General features: G+C 65.9%; 15 protein-coding genes and 1 pseudogene. 2 read left to right on the top strand and 14 right to left on the bottom strand.

The genetic code is table 11. From position 1 onward, the window contains the following. The first annotated feature begins 9 nt into the window (after positions 1–9). Positions 10–1,116 carry an alanine racemase gene (alr, locus tag O987_RS00920; protein WP_043370505.1) on the top strand — a complete coding sequence of 369 codons (1,107 nt, stop codon included), beginning with the start codon at positions 10–12 and terminating at the stop codon, positions 1,114–1,116. A gap of 68 nt (positions 1,117–1,184) precedes the next feature. On the opposite strand, the gene O987_RS00915 is transcribed toward alr, so the two are convergent. The 3 genes from O987_RS00915 to O987_RS00905 form a co-directional block, all read right to left on the bottom strand. Next, positions 1,185–2,384: an aspartate aminotransferase family protein gene (locus O987_RS00915; protein WP_043370504.1), complete on the bottom strand. Its 1,200-nt coding sequence runs from the start codon at positions 2,382–2,384 to the stop codon at positions 1,185–1,187. 260 nt (positions 2,385–2,644) lie between these two features. After that, positions 2,645–3,457, bottom strand: a complete 813-nt coding sequence (locus tag O987_RS00910; RefSeq protein ID WP_043370503.1) for a YggS family pyridoxal phosphate-dependent enzyme — start codon at positions 3,455–3,457, stop codon at positions 2,645–2,647. Between the two features lie 4 nt (positions 3,458–3,461). After that, complete coding sequence (locus O987_RS00905) at positions 3,462–4,691, bottom strand: benzoate/H(+) symporter BenE family transporter (protein WP_043370500.1); 1,230 nt, start codon at positions 4,689–4,691, stop codon at positions 3,462–3,464. Between the two features lie 107 nt (positions 4,692–4,798). On the opposite strand from O987_RS00905, the gene O987_RS00900 reads away from it, so the two are divergent. Further along, positions 4,799–6,280 (top strand): PLP-dependent aminotransferase family protein, encoded by a 1,482-nt coding sequence (locus O987_RS00900; RefSeq protein ID WP_043370498.1) that lies wholly within the window; start codon positions 4,799–4,801, stop codon positions 6,278–6,280. Between the two features lie 166 nt (positions 6,281–6,446). Here O987_RS00900 and O987_RS00895 read toward each other — a convergent pair. The 11 genes and pseudogenes from O987_RS00895 to O987_RS00845 form a co-directional block, all read right to left on the bottom strand. After that, positions 6,447–7,416 (bottom strand): annotated as a pseudogene (locus O987_RS00895) (porin). A 225-nt stretch (positions 7,417–7,641) separates the two neighbouring features. Then, positions 7,642–8,838 (bottom strand): 8-amino-7-oxononanoate synthase, encoded by a 1,197-nt coding sequence (gene bioF, locus O987_RS00890; protein WP_043370497.1) that lies wholly within the window; start codon positions 8,836–8,838, stop codon positions 7,642–7,644. After that, entirely contained in the window at positions 8,835–9,518 is a 684-nt protein-coding gene (bioD, locus tag O987_RS00885; protein WP_043370496.1) for a dethiobiotin synthase, read from the bottom strand. Before bioD ends, bioF begins: the two co-directional genes overlap by 4 nt. Beyond that, complete coding sequence (gene bioA, locus O987_RS00880) at positions 9,515–10,858, bottom strand: adenosylmethionine--8-amino-7-oxononanoate transaminase (RefSeq protein ID WP_043375986.1); 1,344 nt, start codon at positions 10,856–10,858, stop codon at positions 9,515–9,517. The genes bioD and bioA overlap by 4 nt, the downstream gene beginning before the upstream one ends. A gap of 131 nt (positions 10,859–10,989) precedes the next feature. Further along, complete coding sequence (bioB, locus tag O987_RS00875; protein ID WP_034399978.1) at positions 10,990–12,051, bottom strand: biotin synthase BioB; 1,062 nt, start codon at positions 12,049–12,051, stop codon at positions 10,990–10,992. 475 nt (positions 12,052–12,526) lie between these two features. Beyond that, positions 12,527–13,522: a porin gene (locus tag O987_RS00870; RefSeq protein ID WP_003059669.1), complete on the bottom strand. Its 996-nt coding sequence runs from the start codon at positions 13,520–13,522 to the stop codon at positions 12,527–12,529. Between the two features lie 258 nt (positions 13,523–13,780). Further along, positions 13,781–14,926 (bottom strand): hypothetical protein, encoded by a 1,146-nt coding sequence (locus O987_RS00865; RefSeq protein WP_043370494.1) that lies wholly within the window; start codon positions 14,924–14,926, stop codon positions 13,781–13,783. Positions 14,927–15,113: 187 nt separating this feature from the next. Next, positions 15,114–16,190, bottom strand: a complete 1,077-nt coding sequence (locus O987_RS00860) for a homocysteine S-methyltransferase family protein (RefSeq protein WP_043370492.1) — start codon at positions 16,188–16,190, stop codon at positions 15,114–15,116. 66 nt (positions 16,191–16,256) lie between these two features. Continuing rightward, complete coding sequence (gene alkB, locus O987_RS00855; protein WP_003059672.1) at positions 16,257–16,931, bottom strand: DNA oxidative demethylase AlkB; 675 nt, start codon at positions 16,929–16,931, stop codon at positions 16,257–16,259. Next, positions 16,928–18,412: an efflux transporter outer membrane subunit gene (locus O987_RS00850; protein ID WP_043370491.1), complete on the bottom strand. Its 1,485-nt coding sequence runs from the start codon at positions 18,410–18,412 to the stop codon at positions 16,928–16,930. Before O987_RS00850 ends, alkB begins: the two co-directional genes overlap by 4 nt. Beyond that, entirely contained in the window at positions 18,405–21,599 is a 3,195-nt protein-coding gene (locus O987_RS00845; RefSeq protein WP_003059675.1) for an efflux RND transporter permease subunit, read from the bottom strand. Before O987_RS00845 ends, O987_RS00850 begins: the two co-directional genes overlap by 8 nt. Positions 21,600–21,609: the final 10 nt, after the last annotated feature.

The following is a 21,609-nucleotide window of genomic DNA, read 5'->3' as shown; positions in this document are numbered from 1 at the left end:
AGAAAAACCATGCCTCGTCCCATTACTGTCACCATCCATCCTGAAGCCGTTCGCCACAATCTGGAGCGGGTACGGCAAGCCGTCCCGGATGCCAAATTGTGGTCCGTGATCAAAGCCAACGCTTATGGCCACGGTATCGAAAACGTGTTTGAGGGGCTGCGAGCGACGGACGGCTTTGCCATGCTGGACCTGGATGAAGCACAGCGCGTGCGCCAACTGGGCTGGCGCGGCCCCATCCTGCTGCTCGAAGGCGTGTTCGAGCTGCGCGACCTGGAAATCTGCTCGCGCCTCGGTATCTGGCATGCCGTGCACTGCGACGAACAGATCGACTGGCTGGCCGCCCACAAGACCCAGGTCGGCCACCGTGTCTTCCTCAAGATGAACAGCGGCATGAACCGGCTGGGCTTTACACCCGAGCGTTTTCGTGCGGCTTATGCGCGGCTGAACGCCCTGCCCCAGGTCGACGAGATCTCGTTCATGACCCATTTCAGCGATGCCGATGTGGAGCATGGCATCGATCATCAGCTCAAGGTCTTCCACGAAACCACGCTGGACCTGCCCGGCGAGCGCAGCATCAGCAACAGCGCCGCCACCTTGCTGTATGGCGATGAGAGCAATGTGCGCTGCGACTGGGTGCGCCCCGGCATCGTGCTCTATGGCAGCTCGCCCGACTTCCCCGCTCACGACGCGGCCCACTGGGGGCTTGAGCCGACCATGACGCTGTCGTCAAAAATCATAGGCATTCAGGAGCTGCAGCCGGGCGATACCGTGGGCTATGGCTCGCGCTTCCAGTGCGACGCTCCGCTGCGTCTGGGTGTGGTGGCCTGCGGCTATGCGGACGGCTATCCGCGCGTCTGCCCCACAGGTACGCCGGTGCTGGTGGAAGGTGTGCGCACCCGCACGCTGGGCCGCGTCAGCATGGACATGATGGCCGTGGACCTGAGCCCCGTGCCCAAGGCCAGACTGGGCAGCGAGGTCACGCTCTGGGGCCGCGCCAGCAATGGCGCCGTGCTGCCCATCGACGAGGTGGCCGCTGCCGCCGGCACGCTGGGCTATGAGCTGATGTGCGCCGTGGCTCCCCGCGTGCCCAAGCTGGTGGAGGGTGCCGGCAGATAAGACTGCCCGCCTCTCGCAAAGAAGCCGCTGCATGGCCGCGGCTTCTTTGCGGACTCAGCAGGCGCGAGCTAGAGGGCGTGGTGGCTTGCGCCACTGTCATGGCACAGACTGGCAACTCGAGCCACGATGTCGTCAATCTGCGCTTCGTCACAGATCAGCGGCGGCAACAGACGAATCGTGCGCTCACGGGTCACGGTTATCAACAATCGCTGTTCAGCCAGTGCGCGGCCGACCAGATCCTGACAGCTGCGGTCCAGCTCTATTCCAGCCATCAGACCCATGCCTCGGATGGCCTGTACTCCAGGGATTTCGCCCAGAGCCCGCCGCAGCCCGGCCAACATGCGCTCGCCCAGCAGGGCCGCCCGCTGCGCCAAATCGTCTCTGGCCATGATGTCGAGCACGGTGCAGGCGACTCGGCAGGCCAGCGGATTACCACCGAAGGTTGAGCCGTGCTGGCCCGGGGAGAACAGATCGGCGGCGGCGCCGCGCGCCAGGCAGGCGCCGATGGGGACACCGTTGCCCAGTGCCTTGGCCAGGGTCATCACATCGGGCGTGATCGCGGTGTGCTGGTGTGCGAACCAGGCCCCCGTTCGGCCCAGGCCGGTCTGGATCTCGTCGAGCATCAACAGCCAGCCCCGAGCGTCGCAAAGCTCTCGCAGCGCACGCAGGTAGCCGGAGCTGGGGACACGGATACCGCCTTCGCCCTGTACGGGCTCAACCAGCACGGCAACGATGTCCGGCGTCTCCCGGGCCGCTTGGCGCACCGCATCGATGTCGTCATAGGGCACGCGCACAAAGCCGGGCATCTGCGGCCCGAAGCCCTGTTGCTTGGCTGCGTTACCAGTGGCAGCGAGCGTCGCCAGCGTGCGACCATGGAAAGCGTTCTCCATGACGAGGATTTGCGGCACGGCCACCTGTTTGCGATGGCCGTGCAACCGGGCGAGCTTGAGAGCCGTCTCGTTGGCCTCGGCGCCCGAGTTGCAGAAGAACACTTTCTCCATATCGGCCAGCGTGCACAAGCGCTGGCCCAGTTGCTCTTGCCAGTCGACACGGAACACGTTGGAAGTATGCAGCAGCGTCGCGGCTTGATCGGCCATGACGGCGGCTATCTCCGGATGGGCATGGCCCAGGCTGGTGACGGCCACTCCGGCGATGGCGTCCAGGTATTCCACCCCTTGCTCATCCCAGAGGCGCGCACCACGTCCGCGCACAAAAGAAACGGGCTGGCGGGCGTAGGCCCGCATCAGGTGAGAGTCGGTTTGCAACATGCAATGCTCCGGTGGGATGTGAAGGAAAGCTGGCGTGAATCAGCCGGTTCAGGAGAGCGCTGCAGCGGGTCGAGGCCCGGTGTCAGCGGCAAAAAACTGCACGCATTGCGTCTGCCGGGCATGGCGCAGCAGCTGTCGGACTTGCCGGCAGGCTTAGGCGCCCAGCGCGGAGACATTGCGCCGGTCCAGCGACCGCCATGCGCCACACCGGCACATGCCGCTTGCGATTGCGTCGATATAGGTGTCAATTGGTCGCGGGCTCAGTGCGGCGTATCCGGATCGGAGCGCACTGGCCAGTAGTGGCTGTCGGGCAATGCACGCGCGCCAAAGATGGCCTGCCCCACGCGCACCACGGTAGCGCCCTCCTCGATGGCAATCTCGAAATCGCCGGACATCCCCATCGACAGCGCATTGAGCTCCATGCCGGCAGGCGCACTTTGCAGGAGCTGATCGCGCAGCTCACGCAGCACAATGAAGCAGCGGCGCACGCGTTCGGCTTCGGCGGAAAACAGCGCCAGCGTCATCAGTCCGCGCACGCGCAATGCGGAAAATACGGGCAACTGCCGGACGAAGTCCGGCACCGCCTCGGGGCTCAGTCCAAATTTGCTGGCCTCACCCGAAGTATTGACCTGCACAAACACATCAAGCGACCGCCCCTGGGCCTGTAAATGCCTGTCCAGCGTCTCGGCGACTCGCAGGCTGTCCAAGGCCTGGAACTCGCTGGCAAAGCGTGCCACCAGCCTGGCCTTGTTGGTCTGCAGATGGCCGATGACCGACCAGCGCAGATCGGTCAGGTCCTGCAGGGACTCCCATTTGCCAAAAGCCTCCTGCACCTTGTTCTCGCCCAGCCAGCGGCAGTCCGCCGCATAGGCCAGACGCAAACTGGCTTGCGGTTTGGTCTTGCTGACGGGCAGCAAGCGCACGTTGGCTGGATCTCGCCCCACGCGCTGGCAGGCAGCAGCGATACGCGCCTGGACTGTGGCGAGGTTGCTGCGGAAATCCTCTACCGTGCGCGGCTCCAGGTACAGGCCGTGTTGATCGTGGCGGGTCAGGGTTTCTGAAGTCATGGGCATCCCCTCATGCTTGTTCGATGGCGGCTGTCGCGCCCGGCCGTGCGCTCCACGGCATCTGCCCGTTGAGCACCGCGTAGCAAAGCAGTCCGATAATCAGGCCCCAGAAGGCACCGCCAATACCCAGCAGCGTGATGTTGGCGGCGGCAGCCAGGAAGGTGATCAGCGCGGCCTCGCGCACCTTGGCATCCGCCAGGGCCGTGGCCAGGCTGGTGCCAATGGTCCCCAGCAGGGCGAGTCCCGCCAGCGTGGTGATGAAGGTGGCAGGAAAAGCCATGAAGACCGCCGCCAGCGTGACCCCGAACATGCCGACCAGGATGTAGCACAGGCCTGCAGCAACGCCGGCGATCCAGCGCCTGGACGGATCTTCATGCGCCTGCGGGCCCGTGGCGATGGCGGCCGTGATCGCGGCGATGTTGAATGCGTGCGAACCAAACGGCGCCATGAGCAGCGATCCCAGGCCCGTGATCGTGACGATGGGGTTGGCACTGGTCTTGAAGCCATCGTTGCGCAGCACCAGCATGCCGGGCATGTACTGGCCGGTCAGCGTGATGAGAAACAGCGGCAGCGCGACGCTGAGCAGGGCATTGAGCGAGAACTGCGGCCTGGTGAACACGGGAGCAGCGAGCTTCAACTCCAGCCCGGACAAATCAACCCGGTTCTGGGACAGCAAAAAGACCAGCCCCAGCACCAGAATGCCGACGACGGCATAGCGTGCCGAAATCCGCTTGAGCACCACATAGGCCACGATCAGCAGGCCAGCCAGCGCGGGATCGACGCTCATGCCGCCAAACGCCTTGATGCCGAATTGCAGCAGGATGCCCGCGAGCAGCCCGGCCGCAACGCCGGCGGGAATCAGCCGGATGACGCGCTCGAAATAGCCCGACAGTCCCAGCACCACGAAAGCCAGCGCCGAGACCAGATAGGCCCCCACGGCCTCGGCGTAAGGCGTGGTCGCCAGGGCCGTCACAAGGAAGGCCGCCGCAGGCGTGGACCAGGCCGTGATGATGGGCTCGCGCGTCACCCAGCTCAGCAACAGGCCTGTCACCCCGACGCCCATCGAAATCGACCATACCCAGGAGGCCGTCAGCTCCGGGTCGAGGCCCGCCGCCTTGGCCGCCTGGAACACCAGGATGAAGGTGCCGCCGTAGTTGACGATGACCGAGATCAGGCCTGCCACGACGGGATGAATGAGATCGTTCCAGCGAAGGCGCGCTGGCGAGTGGATGGTTGACATGGTCTTGCAGGAGCTCTTGAAAATTGATTGGCCTTGGGAGGCCTGCGATTTATAGAATCAAAATGGACTGATGTTCCCCGCCACTTTTTTGAAGGCATACAGACCAATTGTTCAAGCACGCCCAACTCGAATCCGTCAAGGCCTGGATCAGCGACCCCGCTCATGGCCCCTTGCCGCTGCATGCCCGCATCCAGCGGGCCCTGCGGCAGCTGATCCTCGATGGCGCGCTGGACGTGGGCCGGCGCCTGCCGGCATCGCGCGCCCTGGCCCAATCGCTGGCCGTCTCGCGCGATACGGTGGAGACCGCCTATACCCAGTTGCATGCCGAAGGCTTTATCGAACGACGCACGGGCAGCGGCAGCTTTGTGTCCGAGCAGGTGCAGCGACTTCCGGGGCGTGGCCAGATGTACAGCCCTGTAGGGCACACTCCCGCCTTGCGCTTGAGCCAGCGTGGCGCAGCCATGTTCGCGGGCGGTGGCCTGCGTGATTTCCTGGCCCCACGCGCTTTTGCGCCCGGTGTGCCGGAGACACGCAACTTTCCGCTTCAGACCTGGGAAAGGTTGCAGCGGCAGGTTTTCAAGGAGTACGGCACCCAGGCTCTGCTGCACAGTCCGCCACAGGGCACCGAGGCTTTGCGCCAGGCCATTGCCGCCTATGTCAACCTGGAGCGCGGCGCGCGCGCCACGCCCGAACGCGTGCTGGTGTTGACCAGTTCGCAGCAGGCTCTGACCCTGTGTGCCAATGTGCTGCTCGATGCAGGTGACCGCATCTTCATCGAAGACCCGGTGTATCACGGCGCACGCAAAGCCTTCGATGCGGCGGGGCTGGAGTGCGTGCCCGTGCCGCTGGATGCCGACGGCATGCAGGTGGATCTATTGCAGACCATGCCCTGCGCCAAGGCCGTGTTCCTGACGCCCTCCCACCAGTTCCCGACGGGCACCACTCTGGCCCTGGATCGCCGGCTAGCCGCCATTGCCTGGGCGCAGCAGGAGCAGGCGTGGATCATCGAAGATGACTACGACAGCGAGTTTCACTACGCCGGCAAGCCCAAGGCCTGCGTGCAGGGGCTCGATCAGCACGAGCGCACCATCTATATCGGCACCTTCACCAAGTCGATGTTCCCCGGGCTGCGCATTGCCTATATGGTGTTGCCAGCTTCGCTGGTTGCCCCCATGACGGTGGCGCGGACCTTGCTCGATGGACACAGCGCACCCATTGCGCAATTGACACTGGCGCGGTTCATCGAAGGCGGACACCTGGGCGCGCATGTGCGTACCATGCGCGCCGTCTATGCCGAGCGGCGTGACGTGCTGGCTCGGCTGGTACGCGAGCACCTGGGGGATTTTCTGGAGCCGAGGGTGCCTGCGGGCGGCATGCAGATGCCGTGTCGCTTGATTCGCGACATTTCCGAGCGCGCCGCCGTGGATTGCGCCCGCAAAGCGGACATCGACCTGCTCGGGTTGACGCAGCTGCATGCATCGAACCCGCTCCAGGCGGGTTTTCTCATGGGATTTGCCGCTCACACACCGCATGAGCTGGAAGTCGCTGCCAAAAAGCTGGCGAGCGTGCTGCGTACGCTAGGCCCCTGACCGGCTCCATGCACCCGGTACCCGGTGCAGCACCAGCAGTCCTGGTGTGCCCCCCGCCAGCAGAGTGCGCAGCCGTGCCGTGCCCAAGCGGGTGGAGGGTGCGAGCAAGTAGACCGGCCTGCGCCCCATCGACAAGTCGCGGCAAGAACAGCGGCTTTTTATCACCTCAGAAGGCGTGCGACATGCCTGCGCCCAGCGAGGTGCTGCCGCCTTTGTGGTCCGGCCGCTGGTGCCCCAGGCTGAGGTATAGCGTGGTGCGTCTGGACAGCGCATGGTCTGCGCCCAGCGAATAGAACAGACGGGTATCGCCATCAAGCTTCTGCCGCCCCACGCCGACCCTGAGCGTGGTCTGCGCGGCCAGCTTGTGCGTGGCACCGACCGAGAGCACGCGCGAGCGCCCCAGGCCCTGGGCCCTGCAGCTGTCGTCGGCCGAAGCCATCAGCGAAGTGTCGCCCAGCGTCGTTTCGCCCAGCGTGGTGACGCCCAGCCGGTACTTGACGGCCCCAAACAGGGCCCGGTCGCCGCTGCCGTTGCGGTCAAGCGCCAGCAGGCCCGACAGCGGACCACTGGCGTATTCCAGCGATGCCGCATAGGGCTTGCCACCACCCGCGCCCTGGGTACGCTCGGGCGATCCGCTCAGATGCAGGGTGAAGCCGCCAAGCGTGGGCGAGTCATAGAAAATGCCGTTCGGCGTACGGCCGAATTCGGGCGCGCCGTTGTTGCTGACACGATCCGTGGGCGCGTAATAGAACCACTGGTACCAGGCCGAGGAGGCCACGCGATTGATATGCCCCCAGGGATCGAACTTCCAGTCATGGGCCCAGAGTGCCGACAAAGCCCGCCCCATGCGCACATGACCCCAGTCGCCGCGCAGGCCGACAGTGGATTCACCGTGCCAGAAGGGTTTTTGCCCAAAGCCTTCGTTCAGACCGGTGTCCAGATCCAGTCGATGGCTGAGGCGAAACGTGGTCTTGAGTCCGCCCCCCCAGATCCTCGACACCCGAAAATGTGATGTGGCTGCGTTGAATCGTGCCCAGCTGCGCCGTGCCCTTGAAGTCGCGGTAAATGCCCAGATCAAGCAGACCGCTGATCTGGACCGGGGAAGACTGGCCCCAGGCCGCACCCAGCGCAAACATGCCCAGCGACGCGGCCAGACCTCGAGAAAAACCTATCAAAATCGCTCCTGACTGCGAGGTTGAGAATCAAGAATCCGCACGCGCCCAAGCGCAATCGCACCACCGGCCCGTGAATGGCCCAAGGGCCGGAAAGTTCGGTTTGATAACGGTCAAATCGGCGAAGGCCGCAGCCAGGGCCTTGTGCAACACAGGCCTGTCAGTGCAAATCCCTCCGCCCGGCCAGCGTCAGCCTGCCAGCTCCTGCAGCGCCGCCAGCAGCTGCTTCACGTCTGCCTCGGTGTGCAGCGCCGACAGGGCGATGCGCAGCCGTGCCGTCCCCACAGGCACGGTGGGGGGACGGATCGCCGGCACCCACAGGCCATGACGACGCAACCCTTCCATAAGGCTGAGCGCAGCGTCGTTGCCGCCCACCACCAGCGCCTGCACGGCGGTGTCCGATGGCAAAAGCCGCCAGCCCTTGCCCTGCAACAAGGGCTGCAGACCCGCGCGCAGCTGGGCGATACGGGCCTGCAACTGCAGGCGCAGGGCGCTTTGCTGCTCTATCAGCTGCAGACTGGTTTGCAATGCACGCGCCAGCATCGCGGGTGCAGCCGTCGCAAAGGTGTAGCTGCGCGTTTTCTGCAGCAGCCACTCGATCAGCAGTTCATGGCCTGCCACAAAGGCGCCCGAGACGCCGGCCGCCTTGCTCAGCGTGGCCATGTAAAGCACGCGTGGCGAAGCCTTGGCCCCCGTCAGCCCTGCGGCCGCCAGGCTGCCGCGGCCTTGCGGGCCGAGCACGCCGAAGCCGTGGGCATCGTCCAGCAGCAGCAGGGCGTCGTAGCGCTCGCACAGCGCCAGCAGACCCTCGATATCAGCCACATTGCCGTCCATGCTGAAGACGGCATCGCTCACCACCAGCTTGCGCTGCACCGGGCAAGCAGCCAGCAACTGCTCCAATGCGGCCAGGTCGCCATGCCCGAAACGGTGGATCTGTGCACGCGACAGGCGGCAGCCATCGATCAGGCTGGCGTGGTTAAGAGCGTCCGAAAAAATGGCATCGTCCGCGCCCACCAGCGCCGGGATGATGCTGGCATTGGTGGCAAACCCGGCATAGAAGTAAAGCGCACGGGGCAGTTGCACAAAGCGGGCCAGCTCTTCCTCCAGCGCGGCATTGGCCGTGCTATGGCCGTTGACCATGGGAGAGCCGCCCGAGCCCACGCCAAAGTCCTGCGCACCGGCGCAGGCCGCCTCAATCATGGCCGGGTGCTGGGCCAGCCCCAGGTAGTCGTTGCTGCAGAACTGCAGCATGGGCTGCCCGTCAACCTGAATGCGCGCACCTTGCAAGGGCGCCACGGTACGGCGGGTGCGGCGCAGCGCGGCGGCGTCCAGGGCAGCCAGCTGCCGTGGAATATCCTGCAGCCAGAAATTGGAAGATGTGGTCATTGCCATTCCTTGGGCAAAGAGAAACTGGTCAGGCGAGGATCGGGAGTGGCCTGCCATGGAATATCGGCCAGCAGCGGCGCGCCCAGCCGCCCCAGCTGATGACGCAGCCAGTCCATGTTTTCCTCGGGCACCAGCATCTGTGGCTCCACACGGCTGGCCACCCAGCCCGCCAGCGGCAAGCCGGCGGCGCGAATCGCCTCGACGGTCAGCACCGCATGGTTCAGGCAACCGAGCTTGAGGCCCACCACCAGCACCACCGGCAGCTGCAGCGCCACGGCCAGATCGGCAATGCAAAGAGAGTCCGACAGCGGCACACGCCAGCCGCCCGCGCCCTCGACCACCACGGCATCGGCCTGCGCCGCCAATTGCCGGTAGGCGTCCAGAATCGGCGCCAGTGTCACCTCCACGCCCGCGCGCCGGGCCGCGATATGCGGCGACATGGGGTCTGGCAGCAACACGGGGTTGTCCAGCGCTGCCGGCACGGCCAGCGTGGAGGCAGCGCGCAAGGCCACCGTGTCTTCGTTGACCCAGCCGCCCTGCCCGTCGGGATCGGCGCCTGCGGCCACGGCCTTCATGCCCACCACGCGCGAATGGTGTCCTGCCAGTGCGTGCAGCAGTGCGCAGCTGGCCAGGGTCTTGCCCACACCGGTATCGGTGCCCGTGACGAAACAGCCGATCATGCTTTTCCCTTCTTCGCGGCAAGCTCCGCTTCCTGCTGCAAGGTGGTGTTCAGCGCGGCCAGCGCGGCCTGACCCAGGTGGGTGATATCGGCATCGTCCAGCACATAGGGCGGCATGCAGTAAAGCGTGCGTCCTATGGGGCGCAGCAGCAGGCCCAGATCCAGCGCCGCCTGGTGATAGCGCTGCCCGAAGTCCGGCAAGGCGGTATCGATGTCCCAGGCCCATATCATTCCCTGCCGGCGCGCGTTGCTGACGCAGGGGTGAGCATTCAGCCCGGCGAATGCAGCACTGATCTTTTCAGCCAGTTGCCGATTGGCAGCCAGCTGGTCCAGCTGCTCGAACAGCTCCAGCGTGGCCACGGCAGCGCGGCAGGCCAGCGGGTTGCCGGTATAGGAGTGCGAGTGCAGAAAGCCGCGCGCGGCATCGTCGTCATAAAAAGCGGCATAGACCTCATCGGTCGTCAGCACGGCAGACAAGGGCAGCGTGCCGCCCGTCAAGCCTTTGGACAGGCAGATGAAGTCCGGCCTGATACCTGCCTGCTGATGGGCAAACAGGCTGCCGGTACGGCCAAAGCCCACGGCGATCTCGTCCACCACCAGATGCACTGAATAGTGATCGCACAGCGCCCGGGCCAGACGCAGGTATTCGGCGTCATGCATGGCCATGCCGGCGGCGCACTGCACCAGCGGCTCCAGAATCAGGGCAGCAGTCTCCTGGTGATGCGCTTGCAGCCAGGCCTCCAGACCCTCTGCTGCGCGGCGCGCCACATCGGCAGCGGATTCGCCGGGCCGGGCCTGGCGTGCATCGGGGCTGGGCACGGTGGCCGACAGACGCAACAGAGGGCCGTAGGCGTCGCGGAACAGCGCAATATCGGTGACCGACAGCGCACCTACGGTCTCGCCGTGGTAGCCGCCGGCCAGGCCCACGAAGCGGTGCTTGGCTGGCTGCCCCTGGTTGCGCCAGTAATGCGCACTCATTTTCAGCGCGATCTCCGTGGCCGAAGCGCCGTCGCTGCCGTAGAACGCATGACCAAGGCCAGTCAGGCCGGCCAGGCGCTCGGACAACTCGACCACGGGAGCGTGGGTGAAACCCGCCAGCATCACATGATCGAGCTTGCGCAACTGCTCGGTCAGTGCCGCCCGGATATGCGGATGCGAGTGACCGAACAGATTGACCCACCAGGAACTGATACCGTCCAGATAACGGCGGCCCTCGGTATCTATCAGCCAGGGACCGCTGGCATGGTCAATGGCAATCGGCGGCGCGGCTTCGTGCCGCTTCATCTGGGTGCAAGGGTGCCAGACATGGCGCAGACTGCGGCTGGCAAGGCTGTGGTCCATCAAAAACTCCTGAGGCGAATCACCGGCCTTGTCAAAACGCAGGCGCAGCGCGGCCTGGCCTGCACCGGAGGCAGGGCCATGCAATTTGCAACGAGAAAACCCCGGCGCGATGGCCGGGGGAGATTCAGGGATCAGCTTGCGGCCGATGTCCCCAGGCCCTTGAGGCCCAGCTTGCGCATCAAGCTTGTATCGGCCTCCACATCGGGATTGCCGGTCACCAGCAGCTTGTCGCCGTAGAAGATGGAATTGGCTCCCGCCATGAAGCACAGGGTCTGCACGGCCTCGCCCAGTTGCTGGCGGCCAGCCGACAGGCGCACACGCGCCTTGGGCATGGTGATGCGCGCTACGGCGATCACACGCACGAAGTCCAGCGGGTCCACCGGCTCGCTGTCGGCCAGCGGCGTGCCGGGCACGGGCACCAGGCTGTTGATGGGCACGGACTCGGGATAGGGCTGCATATTCGCGAGCTGGGCAATCAGGCCGGCACGGTGGACCTCGGTCTCGCCCATGCCGATGATGCCGCCGCAGCACACGCTGATGCCCGCATCGCGCACGGCCGCCAGCGTGTCCAGCCTATCCTGGTACTGGCGCGTGCTGACCACATCCTTGTAGTACTCCGGCGCGGTATCGAGATTGTGGTTGTAGTAGTCGAGACCCGCATCGCGCAGCGATGCCGCCTGGTGCGGCTGCAGCATGCCCAGCGTGGCGCAGGTCTGCATGCCCAGCCCCTTCACGGCACCGATCAGCTCGTTCATCTTCTCGATGTCGCGGTCCTTGGGCGCGCGCCAGGCGGCGCCCATGCAAAAGCGGGTGGCTCCGGCATCCTGGGCCGCCTTGGCGGCGCGGGTGACCTCCTCCACGCTCATCAGCTTCTCGGCCTTCACTCCCGTATCGAACTCGGCCGACTGCGGGCAGTAGCCGCAGTTCTCGGGGCAGCCGCCGGTCTTGACGGACAGCAGGGTCGCCAGCTCGATCTCGCCGGCAGGCCAGTGCTCGCGATGCACGCTCTGGGCGCGGTGCAGCAAATCCAGGAATGGCATATCCAGCAGGGATTGCACGGCCTCCACCGGCCAGCGCTGCGCCTGAGCGGCTGCGGCAGGCTTGGCCGGTGCATGCCAGTGCACAGTCTGGCTGCCGCCGGCGGCGGCTTGCTGTGCGTCGGCGATGCGCACTGGGTGGTCTTGCTCGGGCATGGAATAGGACATCGCGGTCTCTCCTCAATCGGGGGAATGCCGCGCATTTTGGGCAAAAAAATCAAGGATTCACAGAGCCCGCATGCAAATAGTTGGTCACCAAAGAGTTGCCGCAAGAAGCGCTATTTTTGAATGATTTTTCAGTGCATTTGACAGATTTTCAGCGCGCATTCGAAACAGCCAGCCATAACTTCCGTCAACTGCCGCCCTTGTGCACTCAATTCAGCGCAATGCACCGGATTCACGCTTTGGATTTCAACGAGGAAGAGTGTAGATATCGCCAAAAAACACGGTTTTGGGCGACTTTTACCCGGACAAGGCCTGGATCAGGGCCTGAAACGGTGCTGTGCCGTCCGTGCCAAGGCGGACAAACACCCCAAACTGGCGGATTTAATTCCCTCAACTCTTGTTGGACATTCGCACCGGGCACAAAAAAGCCGCAGCAAGGCTGCGGCTGGAGGGCGGTAGGCAGGGTTCAGAAGGCGTGAGCCATGCCCACGCCGAACGAAGTTCCCGAGTCCGCACCGTACTCGTAGCTCTTGCGCCCCAGGCTGGCATAGAGCGTGGTGCGCTTGGACAGCGCGTAGTCGGCCCCCAGGGAATAGAAATGGTTGGTCTGCTCCTGCATGCGCTGGCGGCCATAGCCGGCCTTCAGCGTGGTCTGCCCCATCTGGTAGGTGGCACCCAGCGTCAGGGCCTTGGCCGAGAGTGCCGTCTGGGCCACGCGCGAATAGTCCCAGGCGGCCATCACGGCGGCCGCGCCAAAGCGGTATTTACCCGCGACAAAAGTGTCCTTGTCACCGCTGCCGTTGCGCTCGAAGGCCAGCATGCCGCTCAGGCTGTCCGAGTCGTAATTGAGAGAGGCCGAGTAGCCGCGTCCTTCGCGGCGCAGGGTCAGCGGCACCTCGGTTCGCTCCGGCGAGGCGCTCAGATGCAGGGTGAAACCGCCCACCGTGGGCGAGTCGTAGAAGACGCCGTTGGCCATCCGCCCATACTCGGCCGTGCCGTTGTTGCTGTAGCGGTCGGTAGGCGTGAGGTAGTGCCACTGGTACCAGGCCGGCGAGGAAATGCGGTTGAAATTGGCCCAGGGGTCGAATTTCCAGTCCTGCGACCACATGGCCGACAGGGCGCGGCCCAGGCGCAGATGGCCAAAGCCGCCTTGCAGGCCCACCGTGGACTCGTCGTGCCAGAACGGCTTGCTGCCCTGATCCTCCAGGCGCCCGGTGTCGATATCGAAACGCGCGCTCAGGCGGAATGTGGCCTTGAGACCGCCGCCCAGATCTTCCCAGCCCGCAATCGCGAGATTGCTGCGCTGGATCGTGCCGGCCTGGGCCGTGCCATCAAAGCCGCGATAGATGCCACCGTCGATCAGACCGCCAATGCTGACGCTGGAAGACTGGGCTGCCGCAGGCAGAGCGGCAGACAAAAGAGTCAAACATGTGGAACAAGCAATGCCAGTACGCAAGCGCATGCCGATGGTTCTCCTTGAATTGTGAAGTCACTGCCCCCGCAGCCAGCCCATGGCACAGCAGAAGACAGAGAAGGTCGAAGACCTGTGAGATGAGGCGATGACAGGCAGTCAGGCACTGCCTGATGCACTGAAGACAGCCGGAACATGGCTGGCAGCGGGGCTGCCAATTCCGACCCGAGAAGCCTGCTCAAAAAGCAGGCAACGAGACGCATTATGAAAGTCTGGCCTGCGCAGAGTCCAGTCTGTCGTCAGCTTGGTTCAGCCGCTGCGCGCCACGCCGGAAGCGGCCCAGATGCGATTCATCTCGCTGCAAAAAGGCTGGGCACAGGGGGCCAGACCCTGGTACTGACAGCCTTCGGTCATGCACAAATGCGAACGGTGCCCGCTATTGCGGCGCGGCACAGGCAGGGCATTGGCAGCCTGGGCCGCTGCCATCATCAGCCAGGGATCGGACCTGTTCTGCAGCAGCTGCTGCACCTCCTGCGCCAGCGCCGGTGCGGGCATGGCCAGTGGCAGACCGGCCATCTGTGCCGGCGTCGCCTGAGCAGCGCTCGCCGTGACGGGCTGCAACTCCAGCCACAGCAATGCGCTGGTGGCAAGCGTGCTGGTCGCCGCCGACGACTGCGGCTGCACCACCAGAGCCAGAGGACCGCTGCTCAAGACACCCGGCTCCGCCATGGGCAGGCGCAGGGCCGTCCCCGTTCCCTGGGCTGCCGGAATGCTTGCCGCACCCACAGCCTGCGCCCAGGCGGCGGGCACCTGCAATGTCAGGGAAAAGCTGCGCTCGCCTTGCGGCGTGGCCAGCGTGCCTTGCTGCACCAGCCAGTTCTGCAGCTGGGGCAGACGCGGTGCGGCAGCGCCGCCGGCAGCGGTTGCAGCCATGCCCTGCTGTGCTTGCTCCAGCGCCACGGCCGCCGTGGGCGACAGGGCCGCAGCCGTCTGCAAAGCCGAGCTGGGCGGCTGCGCGCCAGACACCGCAGCCTGCGCCAAGGCCTGCATCAGCGCAACCGATCCCTGCTGGCCGGCCAGCAGCTGCAAGGGCCGGGCCTGTCCCTGCAGGCTGATCTGAACCTGCGCGAGCAGGCTTTGCACAAACTGCTGCACGGCCGCTGGCAGGCCCTGACTGGGCCAGCTCGCCGCAGGCGCACCAGGTTGGGCCTGCACCTGCAGGGCCAGTTGCGCAATCAGATGTTCAAAGGCCTGGAGCTTGAGGTTCTGCAAGGTTTGCGGCGACCACTGCACGATGCTGGTCGCCGGGGGCGTCGCCTGAGCGGCGGGCAGTTGCTGCGCTGCGGGAAGATCCGGGCCAGCGGCTGCAGCCACATTGCCGGCCTGCGCAGCCGCCTGACCCGTGGGCACGGACACGGGCAGTACGGAGGCAACGGGTTGCAGTGGTGCAGTCATGCGGTCGTCGGTGGCGGGACATCAAAGCCGGAATCAGGCCATTGTGCCCGCCCCTGCAATAAGCATCTGAAAAAGAGCTGCCAGTGCTTGTGGCTCAAGCACCAGGGCTGCCCGGATCTTGCCGGGGCCGCATGGTTCACGCCTGCGATCCGAAGCGAGGGTCAGGGGCGAACCATTCTGGGCGGAATCAGGCTTCGGCCGGGTAGAACAGCTTGCGCGTGGCCGTGGCCTGCACGGCCCTGGCAATGGCACCGATATGGTCGGGTGTGGTGCCGCAGCAGCCGCCCACGATATTGACCAGACCTTCGGCCGCGAATTCGTGCACCAGACGACTGGTGATCTCGGGCGTTTCGTCAAAGCCGGTGTCGCTCATGGGGTTGGGCAGGCCGGCATTGGGGTAGCAGCTGATGAAGGTGTCGGGAGCCGCCTTGGCCAGCTCCTGCACATAGGGACGCATCAGCGTGGCACCCAGCGCGCAGTTCAGGCCCACGGACAGCGGGTTGCTATGGCGCACGCTGTGCCAGAAGGCCGTCACGGTCTGTCCACTCAGAATCCGGCCCGAGGCATCGGTGACCGTGCCGCTGATCATGATGGGCAGGCGCTCGCCGGTCTGCTCGAAGGCCTCGTCCACGGCAAACAGCGCGGCCTTGGCGTTGAGGGTGTCGAAGATGGTCTCGACCAGGATCACGTCGGCACCGCCTTCAATCAGCGCCAGCGTCTGCTCCAGATAGGCCTGGCGCAGCTGCTCGAAGGTGATGTTGCGCGCAGCCGGGTCGTTGACATCGGGGCTGATGGAGGCCGTCTTGGGCGTGGGGCCCAGGGCGCCGGCCACATAGCGCTTGTGATCGGGCGTGCTGTACTTGTCGCAGGCCGCCCGCGCCAGCTGCGCGCTCTTGAGGTTCATCTCGTAGGCCAGATCGGCCATGTGATAGTCCTCCTGCGCAATCGTGGTCGCACCAAAGGTATTGGTCTCGATCAGATCGGCGCCGGCAGCCAGGTATTTCTCATGGATGTCGCGAATCACGTCGGGACGGGTCAGCGACAGCAGCTCGTTGTTGCCCTTGACGTCATAGGCGAAGTCCTTGAAGCGCTCGTCCACAGCGTCGGCACCGGCATAGCCTTCGCCGCGGTACTGCGCCTCGCCCAGCTTGAAACGCTGAATCATGGTGCCCATCGCACCGTCAAGAATGACGAGGCGCTTGGCAAGCGTTGCGGGCAGCTCCTGGGCTCGGGTGTAGGCGGGGGTGGGGTGCGACTGGCTCATAGACCGCCATTGTAGGAAAGCTGGCAGGCTTTGCCGGGCAGCCGGGCATTGCCCCGCCGCCAGCGCCTATTCCGATGGCTGGCCTGCCGGGTAGCGAGCCTTGGCCATGCGGAACGTCAGATTCCAGCGCTCATTGCCAAGCAGCGGGTGCTGGCCCGGCTTGAGCGGAGCGACGCCATGAAACACCAGGCGCGAAGGCCCGCCCCAGACCAGCACATCGCCATGGGTGAGTGCAAGGCGCCGGGTGGGACTCTGGCGCGTCAGCCCGCCCCAGAGAAAGCTGCAAGCCAGACCCAGCGAGACCGAGACGATGGGCGCCGCAAAGTCATGCTCGTCCTGGTCGCGGTGCAAGCCCATGCGCGCACCCGGCTGATAGCAGTTGATCAGGCAGGCATCGGGCGCAAAGCCCGGATAGCCGGCCAGCGCCGCAGCCCTGGCGGCCTGCTCGCCCAGAAAAGCGGGGATGGCAGGCCAGGGCTTGCCGGTCTGCGGATCGGCAGCGCTGTAGCGGTAGCCCTGCAGATCCGAAATCCAGCCCCAGCCGCCGGCGTTGGTGATCGCCACCGACATGGACTTGCCGCCGGGCACCTGCATGGTGCGAAACGCTGCCCGTGTCTGCAAGGCCCTCGCCTCGGCCACCCAGCGCTGCTCCTCGGCTGTCGCAAAGCCGCGCAGCAGCACGGCACCGTCATCAATGATTTCGGCGGGCAGGGGATCGTCAGGAAACAGCGAAAGCGTCATTGCAACGCCATCATAGGCCTGGCCGGTGGCTGCCCCTCCCAGCCGCCAGCCAGCGCCTGATACAGCGCCACGGCGGCGCGCAGGCCACGCACGCGGCTGTCGGCCGCAGCGTCCTGGGCCGCGTAGAGGTCGCGCTGCGCGTCCAGCACCTCGTACAGGCCCACGCTGCCCAGGCGGTAGCGGCGCTGCGCGAGCTGCTCGGCCCGTGCTCGCTGCTCGGCGGCCTGGGCCAGATGGGCATCCTCGGTGCGGGTGCGCGCCAGACCCACCAGGGCGTTCTCGGTGTCCTCCAGTGCCTGCAGCACGCTTTGCTGGTACTGGGCCAGGGCGATCTGGGCACCGGCCTCGCTGGCAGCGATGCGCGCGCGCACGCGGCCCACGTCGAGAAAAGACCAGTCCACACCCAGGAACACGCTGCGGCTCGCGCTGCCGGCCTCGAACAGCGCGCCCGCGCCAAGGGCGGAGCTGCCCAGCAGACCGCCCAGCGACAGGCGCGGGAACAGCTCTGCCGTGGCCACGCCCACCCGCGCCGTGGCGGCATGCAGACGCGCCTCGGCGGCGGCCACATCGGGGCGACGGCGCAACAGCTCGGCGGGCGTGCCGGGAGCGATGCTCTCTGGCAACTGCGGCAATGCCGCCGGCACGTCCAGCGCCGCGATCAGAGCCTCGGGCACCTGGCCGGTGAGCACGGCCAGCCGGTGCTGGGCCACGGCGATCCGGGCCTGCAGCGCCGGAATGCGCGAGCGCGTGCTCTCCAGCTGCGCCTGGGCGCGCGCCAGGTCGAAGTCGGTGCCGCTGCCGTGCGCCAGCCGCAGCTGCACCAGGCGCAGCGTGTCCTGCTGATTCGCGGCATTGGCCTCGGCCAGATGCAGGCGCTGCTGCCAGCCGCGCAGATCGGCGTAGCCGGCCGCGACCTGGGCCGCAATGGCGACCTGCAGCGCGGCCAGGTCGGCGGCACTGGCGCGCAGGTCGGCGCTGCCGGCCTCGATGTTGCGACGCACACGACCGAACAGGTCCAGCTCCCAACTCGCGTTGATGCCGACGCTGTAGCTGCGCTGGCTGCGCGGCCCGCTTGGTGTCCCGCTTGGTGCCTGGCTTTCGCTGCGTCGTTGCTGCAGCGCCTGACCCGACAAGGTGAGCGTGGGGAACTGATCAAGACGGCTTTCTCCCAGCAGGGCCTGGGCCGCATCGAGTCGCGCCAGTGCACCGCGCAGCTCCTGGTTGGCCCGCAGGGCCTGCTCGACCAGCTGCGTCAGTTGCCCATCCTGGAACTGGCGCCAGAACGCCGCATCGGAACCGGTCTCGGGGAATACCTGCTGCGGGACTGCAGACGGCTCGGCCCGCGCGAACTGCGCGCCGGCTGGGGGCGGCTCGGGTGCGCGGAAATCGGGGCCGACGGCGCAGCCTGCCAGCAAGGCCGAAAGGCCCGCCACGGCACATGCCAGTGCATGCCGGCGCAAGGGTTTGCAGATATCAGACATGGCTGCCCTCCAGGGATGCGGGTGACACAGCAGAGGCCGGCTGGGCGGTCGTGCGAGCCGCCAGCGAACGGCCCGACAGACGGCGCAGCGTGACGTAGAACACCGGCGTGAGGAAGAGGCCGAACAAGGTCACGCCTAGCATTCCCGAGAACACCGTCACGCCCGTGGCCGCCCGCACCTCGCTGCCCGCGCCGCTGCCGATCAGCAAGGGCACGGCGCCCGCAATGAAGGCGATGGAAGTCATGACGATGGGTCGCAGCCGCAAACGGCAGGCCTGCAGCGCGGCATCGACTGTTGCCGAACCGCGCATCTCCAGCTCGCGTGCGAACTCGACGATCAAAATCGCGTTCTTGCAGGCCAGTCCCATGAGCACCACCAGGCCCACCTGCACGAAGACATTGTTGTCCCCCCCTGCCAGCCATACGCCGAACAGCGCCGCGCAGATGCACACAGGCACGATCAGGATCACGGCCAGCGGCAGGGTCCAGCTCTCGTAGAGCGCGGCCAGCACCAGAAACACCAGCATCACGGCGATCACGAAGACCACGGCTGCGGCATGGCTCTGCTCGACCTGCTGGTAGCTCAGATCCGTCCAGGCCAGCTCGATGCCGCGCGGCAGCGTGCGCTGCGCGATCTCCTGCAGCTTGGTCAGCACCTCGGCCGAGGACAGCAGGCGCGGATCGGAGTCGCCGATCAGGTCGGCGGCCGGAAAGCCGTTGTAGCGCAGCACCGGATCGGGTCCGTAGCTGGGCACCACGGTGACCATGGAGCCTATGGGCACCATCTCGCCGCGCGCGTTGCGCGTGCGCAGCTGGGCGATGTCCTCCACGGCCTGCCGGTAGTCGGCATCGGCCTGCAGCATCACGCGCCAGACGCGGCCGAAGGCGTTGAAGTCGTTGACGTAGACCGAGCCCAGATAGGCCTGCAGGGTCTGGAACAGGTCGGTCAGCGCCACACCCTGGGCCTTGGCCTTGATGCGGTCCACCTTCACTTCCAGCTGCGGGATGTTGGACTGGTAGCTGCTGACCGGATAGGTCATGCCCGGTGTCTTGGCAATCTCGGCCTGAAAGGCCTCAAGCGCCTGCTGCAGCGCTGCATAGCCCAGGCCTGCGCGGTCCTGCAGGAACAGCGAATAACCCGATCCGTTGCCAAGGCCCTGGATGGGCGGCGGCATCAGCGCATAGGCGAAACCGCCCTCGATCTGCGCGAACTTGGCGCCCAGCTCGGCATTGATGGCCTCGGCGCTTCGTGTGCGCTCGCCGAAGGGCTTGAGCATGATGTAGGAGCTGCTCAGATTGGGCGTGGTCGTGGACTGCAGCGCATTGAAGCCCGCGAAGGCGGCGACCATGTCCACGCCATCCACGCTCTTGGCCGTCTCCACCATCTGGCGCGTGAGCGCATCGGTACGGTTCAGCGACGCGCCCTCGGGCAGCTTGGCGCCGGCAAACAGGTAGAGCTTGTCCTGCATGGGGATGAAGCCCCCGGGCACGGCATGGAACAGCACGGCGGTGCCGGCCAGCAGTGCCGCATAGACCGCGAACACCAGGCCACGTCGACGCAGCGAGCGTCCCACCGAGTTCTGGTAGCCCTGGGCGCTGCGATCGAAGAAGCGGTTGAAGGGCCGGAAGAACCAGCCCATGCCCTTGTCGATGACGCGTGCCAGCGCGTCGCGCGGTGCGCCGTGCGGCTGCAGCAGCCTGGCCGCCAGCGCCGGCGACAGGGTCAGCGAGTTGATGGCCGAGATCACCGTGGAGATGGCGATGGTCACCGCGAACTGCTGGTAGAACTGGCCCGTGACGCCGCTGAGAAAGGCCATGGGAACGAAGACCGCGCACAGCACCAGGGCGATGGCGATGATGGGCCCGGAGACCTCCTTCATGGCCAGATGGGCCGCCTCCTGCGGGCTGTGGCCCTGCTCGATGTAGCGCTCCACGTTCTCGACCACGACGATGGCGTCGTCCACCACGATGCCGATCGCCAGCACCAGGCCGAACAGCGTCAGCGTGTTGATGGAATAGCCCAGCAGGTACAGGCCCGCGAAAGTGCCGATGATGGACACGGGCACAGCCAGCAGCGGAATGATGGAGGCGCGCCAGGTCTGCAGAAAGACGATGACCACCAGCACCACCAGGATCACGGCCTCGATCAGTGTGCTCTGCACGGCCTTGATCGAGTCGCGCACAAAGACCGTGGGGTCCCAGACGGATTCGAAGGCCACGCCTTCGGGCAGGTCCTTGGAGAGCCGGTCCATGGCCGCGTAGACCTGCTCGGCCACGCCCAGCGCATTCGCGCCCGGCGACAGGAAGATGCCCACGGCAGCCATGTTCTTGGTGTCGCTCCACGAGCGCAGCGTGTAGTCGCTGGCGCCCAGCTCGATGCGCGCCACGTCGGCCAGACGCACGACCTGACCGCCTTCGCCGCTCTTGAGCACGATGTCGCCGAACTCCTCGGCCGTCTTCAGCCGCCCGCGCACATTGATGGACAGCAGCTTGTCGGACTTCTGCGCACTGGGCTCGGCGCCCAGCTGGCCGGCCGAGACCTGGATGTTCTGCTCGCGGATGGCGGCGATCACCTCGCCGGCCGTGAGCTGGCGTGCCGCCACCTTGTGCGGGTCCAGCCAGACGCGCATCGCATAGTCGCCTGCGCCGTAGATGCCCACGTCGCCCACGCCGGGAATGCGCGCCAGCACATCCTTGATCTTGAGCGTGACATGGTTGCGCAGATACAGCGCATCATGCGCGCCGTCCCGAGACACCAGACCCACGTACATCAGCGGCGTGGACGCCTGCTTCTGCGTGGTCACGCCGAACTGCCGCACCTCCTCGGGCAGCCGGCTCTGGGCCTGGCTGACACGGTTCTGCACGCGCACGGCAGCGGTGTCTGGGTCGATCTCGGGGCGGAAGGTGGCAACCACCTGCAGGCTGCCGTCCGAAGCCGCGACCGACTTCATGTACATCAGGCCTTCGACCCCGTTGATGGCTTCCTCCAGCGGCACGGCCACCGACTCGGCGACCTCCTTGGGATTGGCCCCTGGATAGGTGGCGCGCACCACCACGCTGGGCGGCACGACCTCGGGGTACTCGCCCACGGGTAGCTGCGGAATCGCGACCAAGCCCACGGCGAACATGATGATGGAGAGCACGACCGCAAAAATGGGCCGGTCTATGAAGAATTTGGAGAAGTCCATGGCACTCCCC

This window comes from Comamonas testosteroni TK102 (assembly GCF_000739375.1).
GTDB classification, from domain to species: Bacteria; Pseudomonadota; Gammaproteobacteria; order Burkholderiales; family Burkholderiaceae_C; genus Comamonas; species Comamonas brasiliensis.
Note: the sequence above shows the minus strand (reverse complement) of the source record. Positions and strands in the feature narration are given on the sequence as shown.

Excerpts from the sequence above, each read along its gene's own strand:
- alr (WP_043370505.1), top strand. The coding sequence starts at position 10 with ATGCCTCGTCCCATTACTGTCACCATCCATCCTGAAGCCGTTCGCCAC.
- O987_RS00915 (WP_043370504.1), bottom strand. The coding sequence starts at position 2,384 with ATGTTGCAAACCGACTCTCACCTGATGCGGGCCTACGCCCGCCAGCCC.
- O987_RS00910 (WP_043370503.1), bottom strand. The coding sequence starts at position 3,457 with ATGCCCATGACTTCAGAAACCCTGACCCGCCACGATCAACACGGCCTG.
- O987_RS00905 (WP_043370500.1), bottom strand. The coding sequence starts at position 4,691 with ATGTCAACCATCCACTCGCCAGCGCGCCTTCGCTGGAACGATCTCATT.
- bioF (WP_043370497.1), bottom strand. The coding sequence starts at position 8,838 with ATGACCACATCTTCCAATTTCTGGCTGCAGGATATTCCACGGCAGCTG.
- bioD (WP_043370496.1), bottom strand. The coding sequence starts at position 9,518 with ATGATCGGCTGTTTCGTCACGGGCACCGATACCGGTGTGGGCAAGACC.
- bioA (WP_043375986.1), bottom strand. The coding sequence starts at position 10,858 with ATGGACCACAGCCTTGCCAGCCGCAGTCTGCGCCATGTCTGGCACCCT.
- bioB (WP_034399978.1), bottom strand. The coding sequence starts at position 12,051 with ATGCCCGAGCAAGACCACCCAGTGCGCATCGCCGACGCACAGCAAGCC.
- O987_RS00870 (WP_003059669.1), bottom strand. The coding sequence starts at position 13,522 with ATGCGCTTGCGTACTGGCATTGCTTGTTCCACATGTTTGACTCTTTTG.
- O987_RS00865 (WP_043370494.1), bottom strand. The coding sequence starts at position 14,926 with ATGACTGCACCACTGCAACCCGTTGCCTCCGTACTGCCCGTGTCCGTG.
- O987_RS00860 (WP_043370492.1), bottom strand. The coding sequence starts at position 16,190 with ATGAGCCAGTCGCACCCCACCCCCGCCTACACCCGAGCCCAGGAGCTG.
- alkB (WP_003059672.1), bottom strand. The coding sequence starts at position 16,931 with ATGACGCTTTCGCTGTTTCCTGACGATCCCCTGCCCGCCGAAATCATT.
- O987_RS00850 (WP_043370491.1), bottom strand. The coding sequence starts at position 18,412 with ATGTCTGATATCTGCAAACCCTTGCGCCGGCATGCACTGGCATGTGCC.
- O987_RS00845 (WP_003059675.1), bottom strand. The coding sequence starts at position 21,599 with ATGGACTTCTCCAAATTCTTCATAGACCGGCCCATTTTTGCGGTCGTG.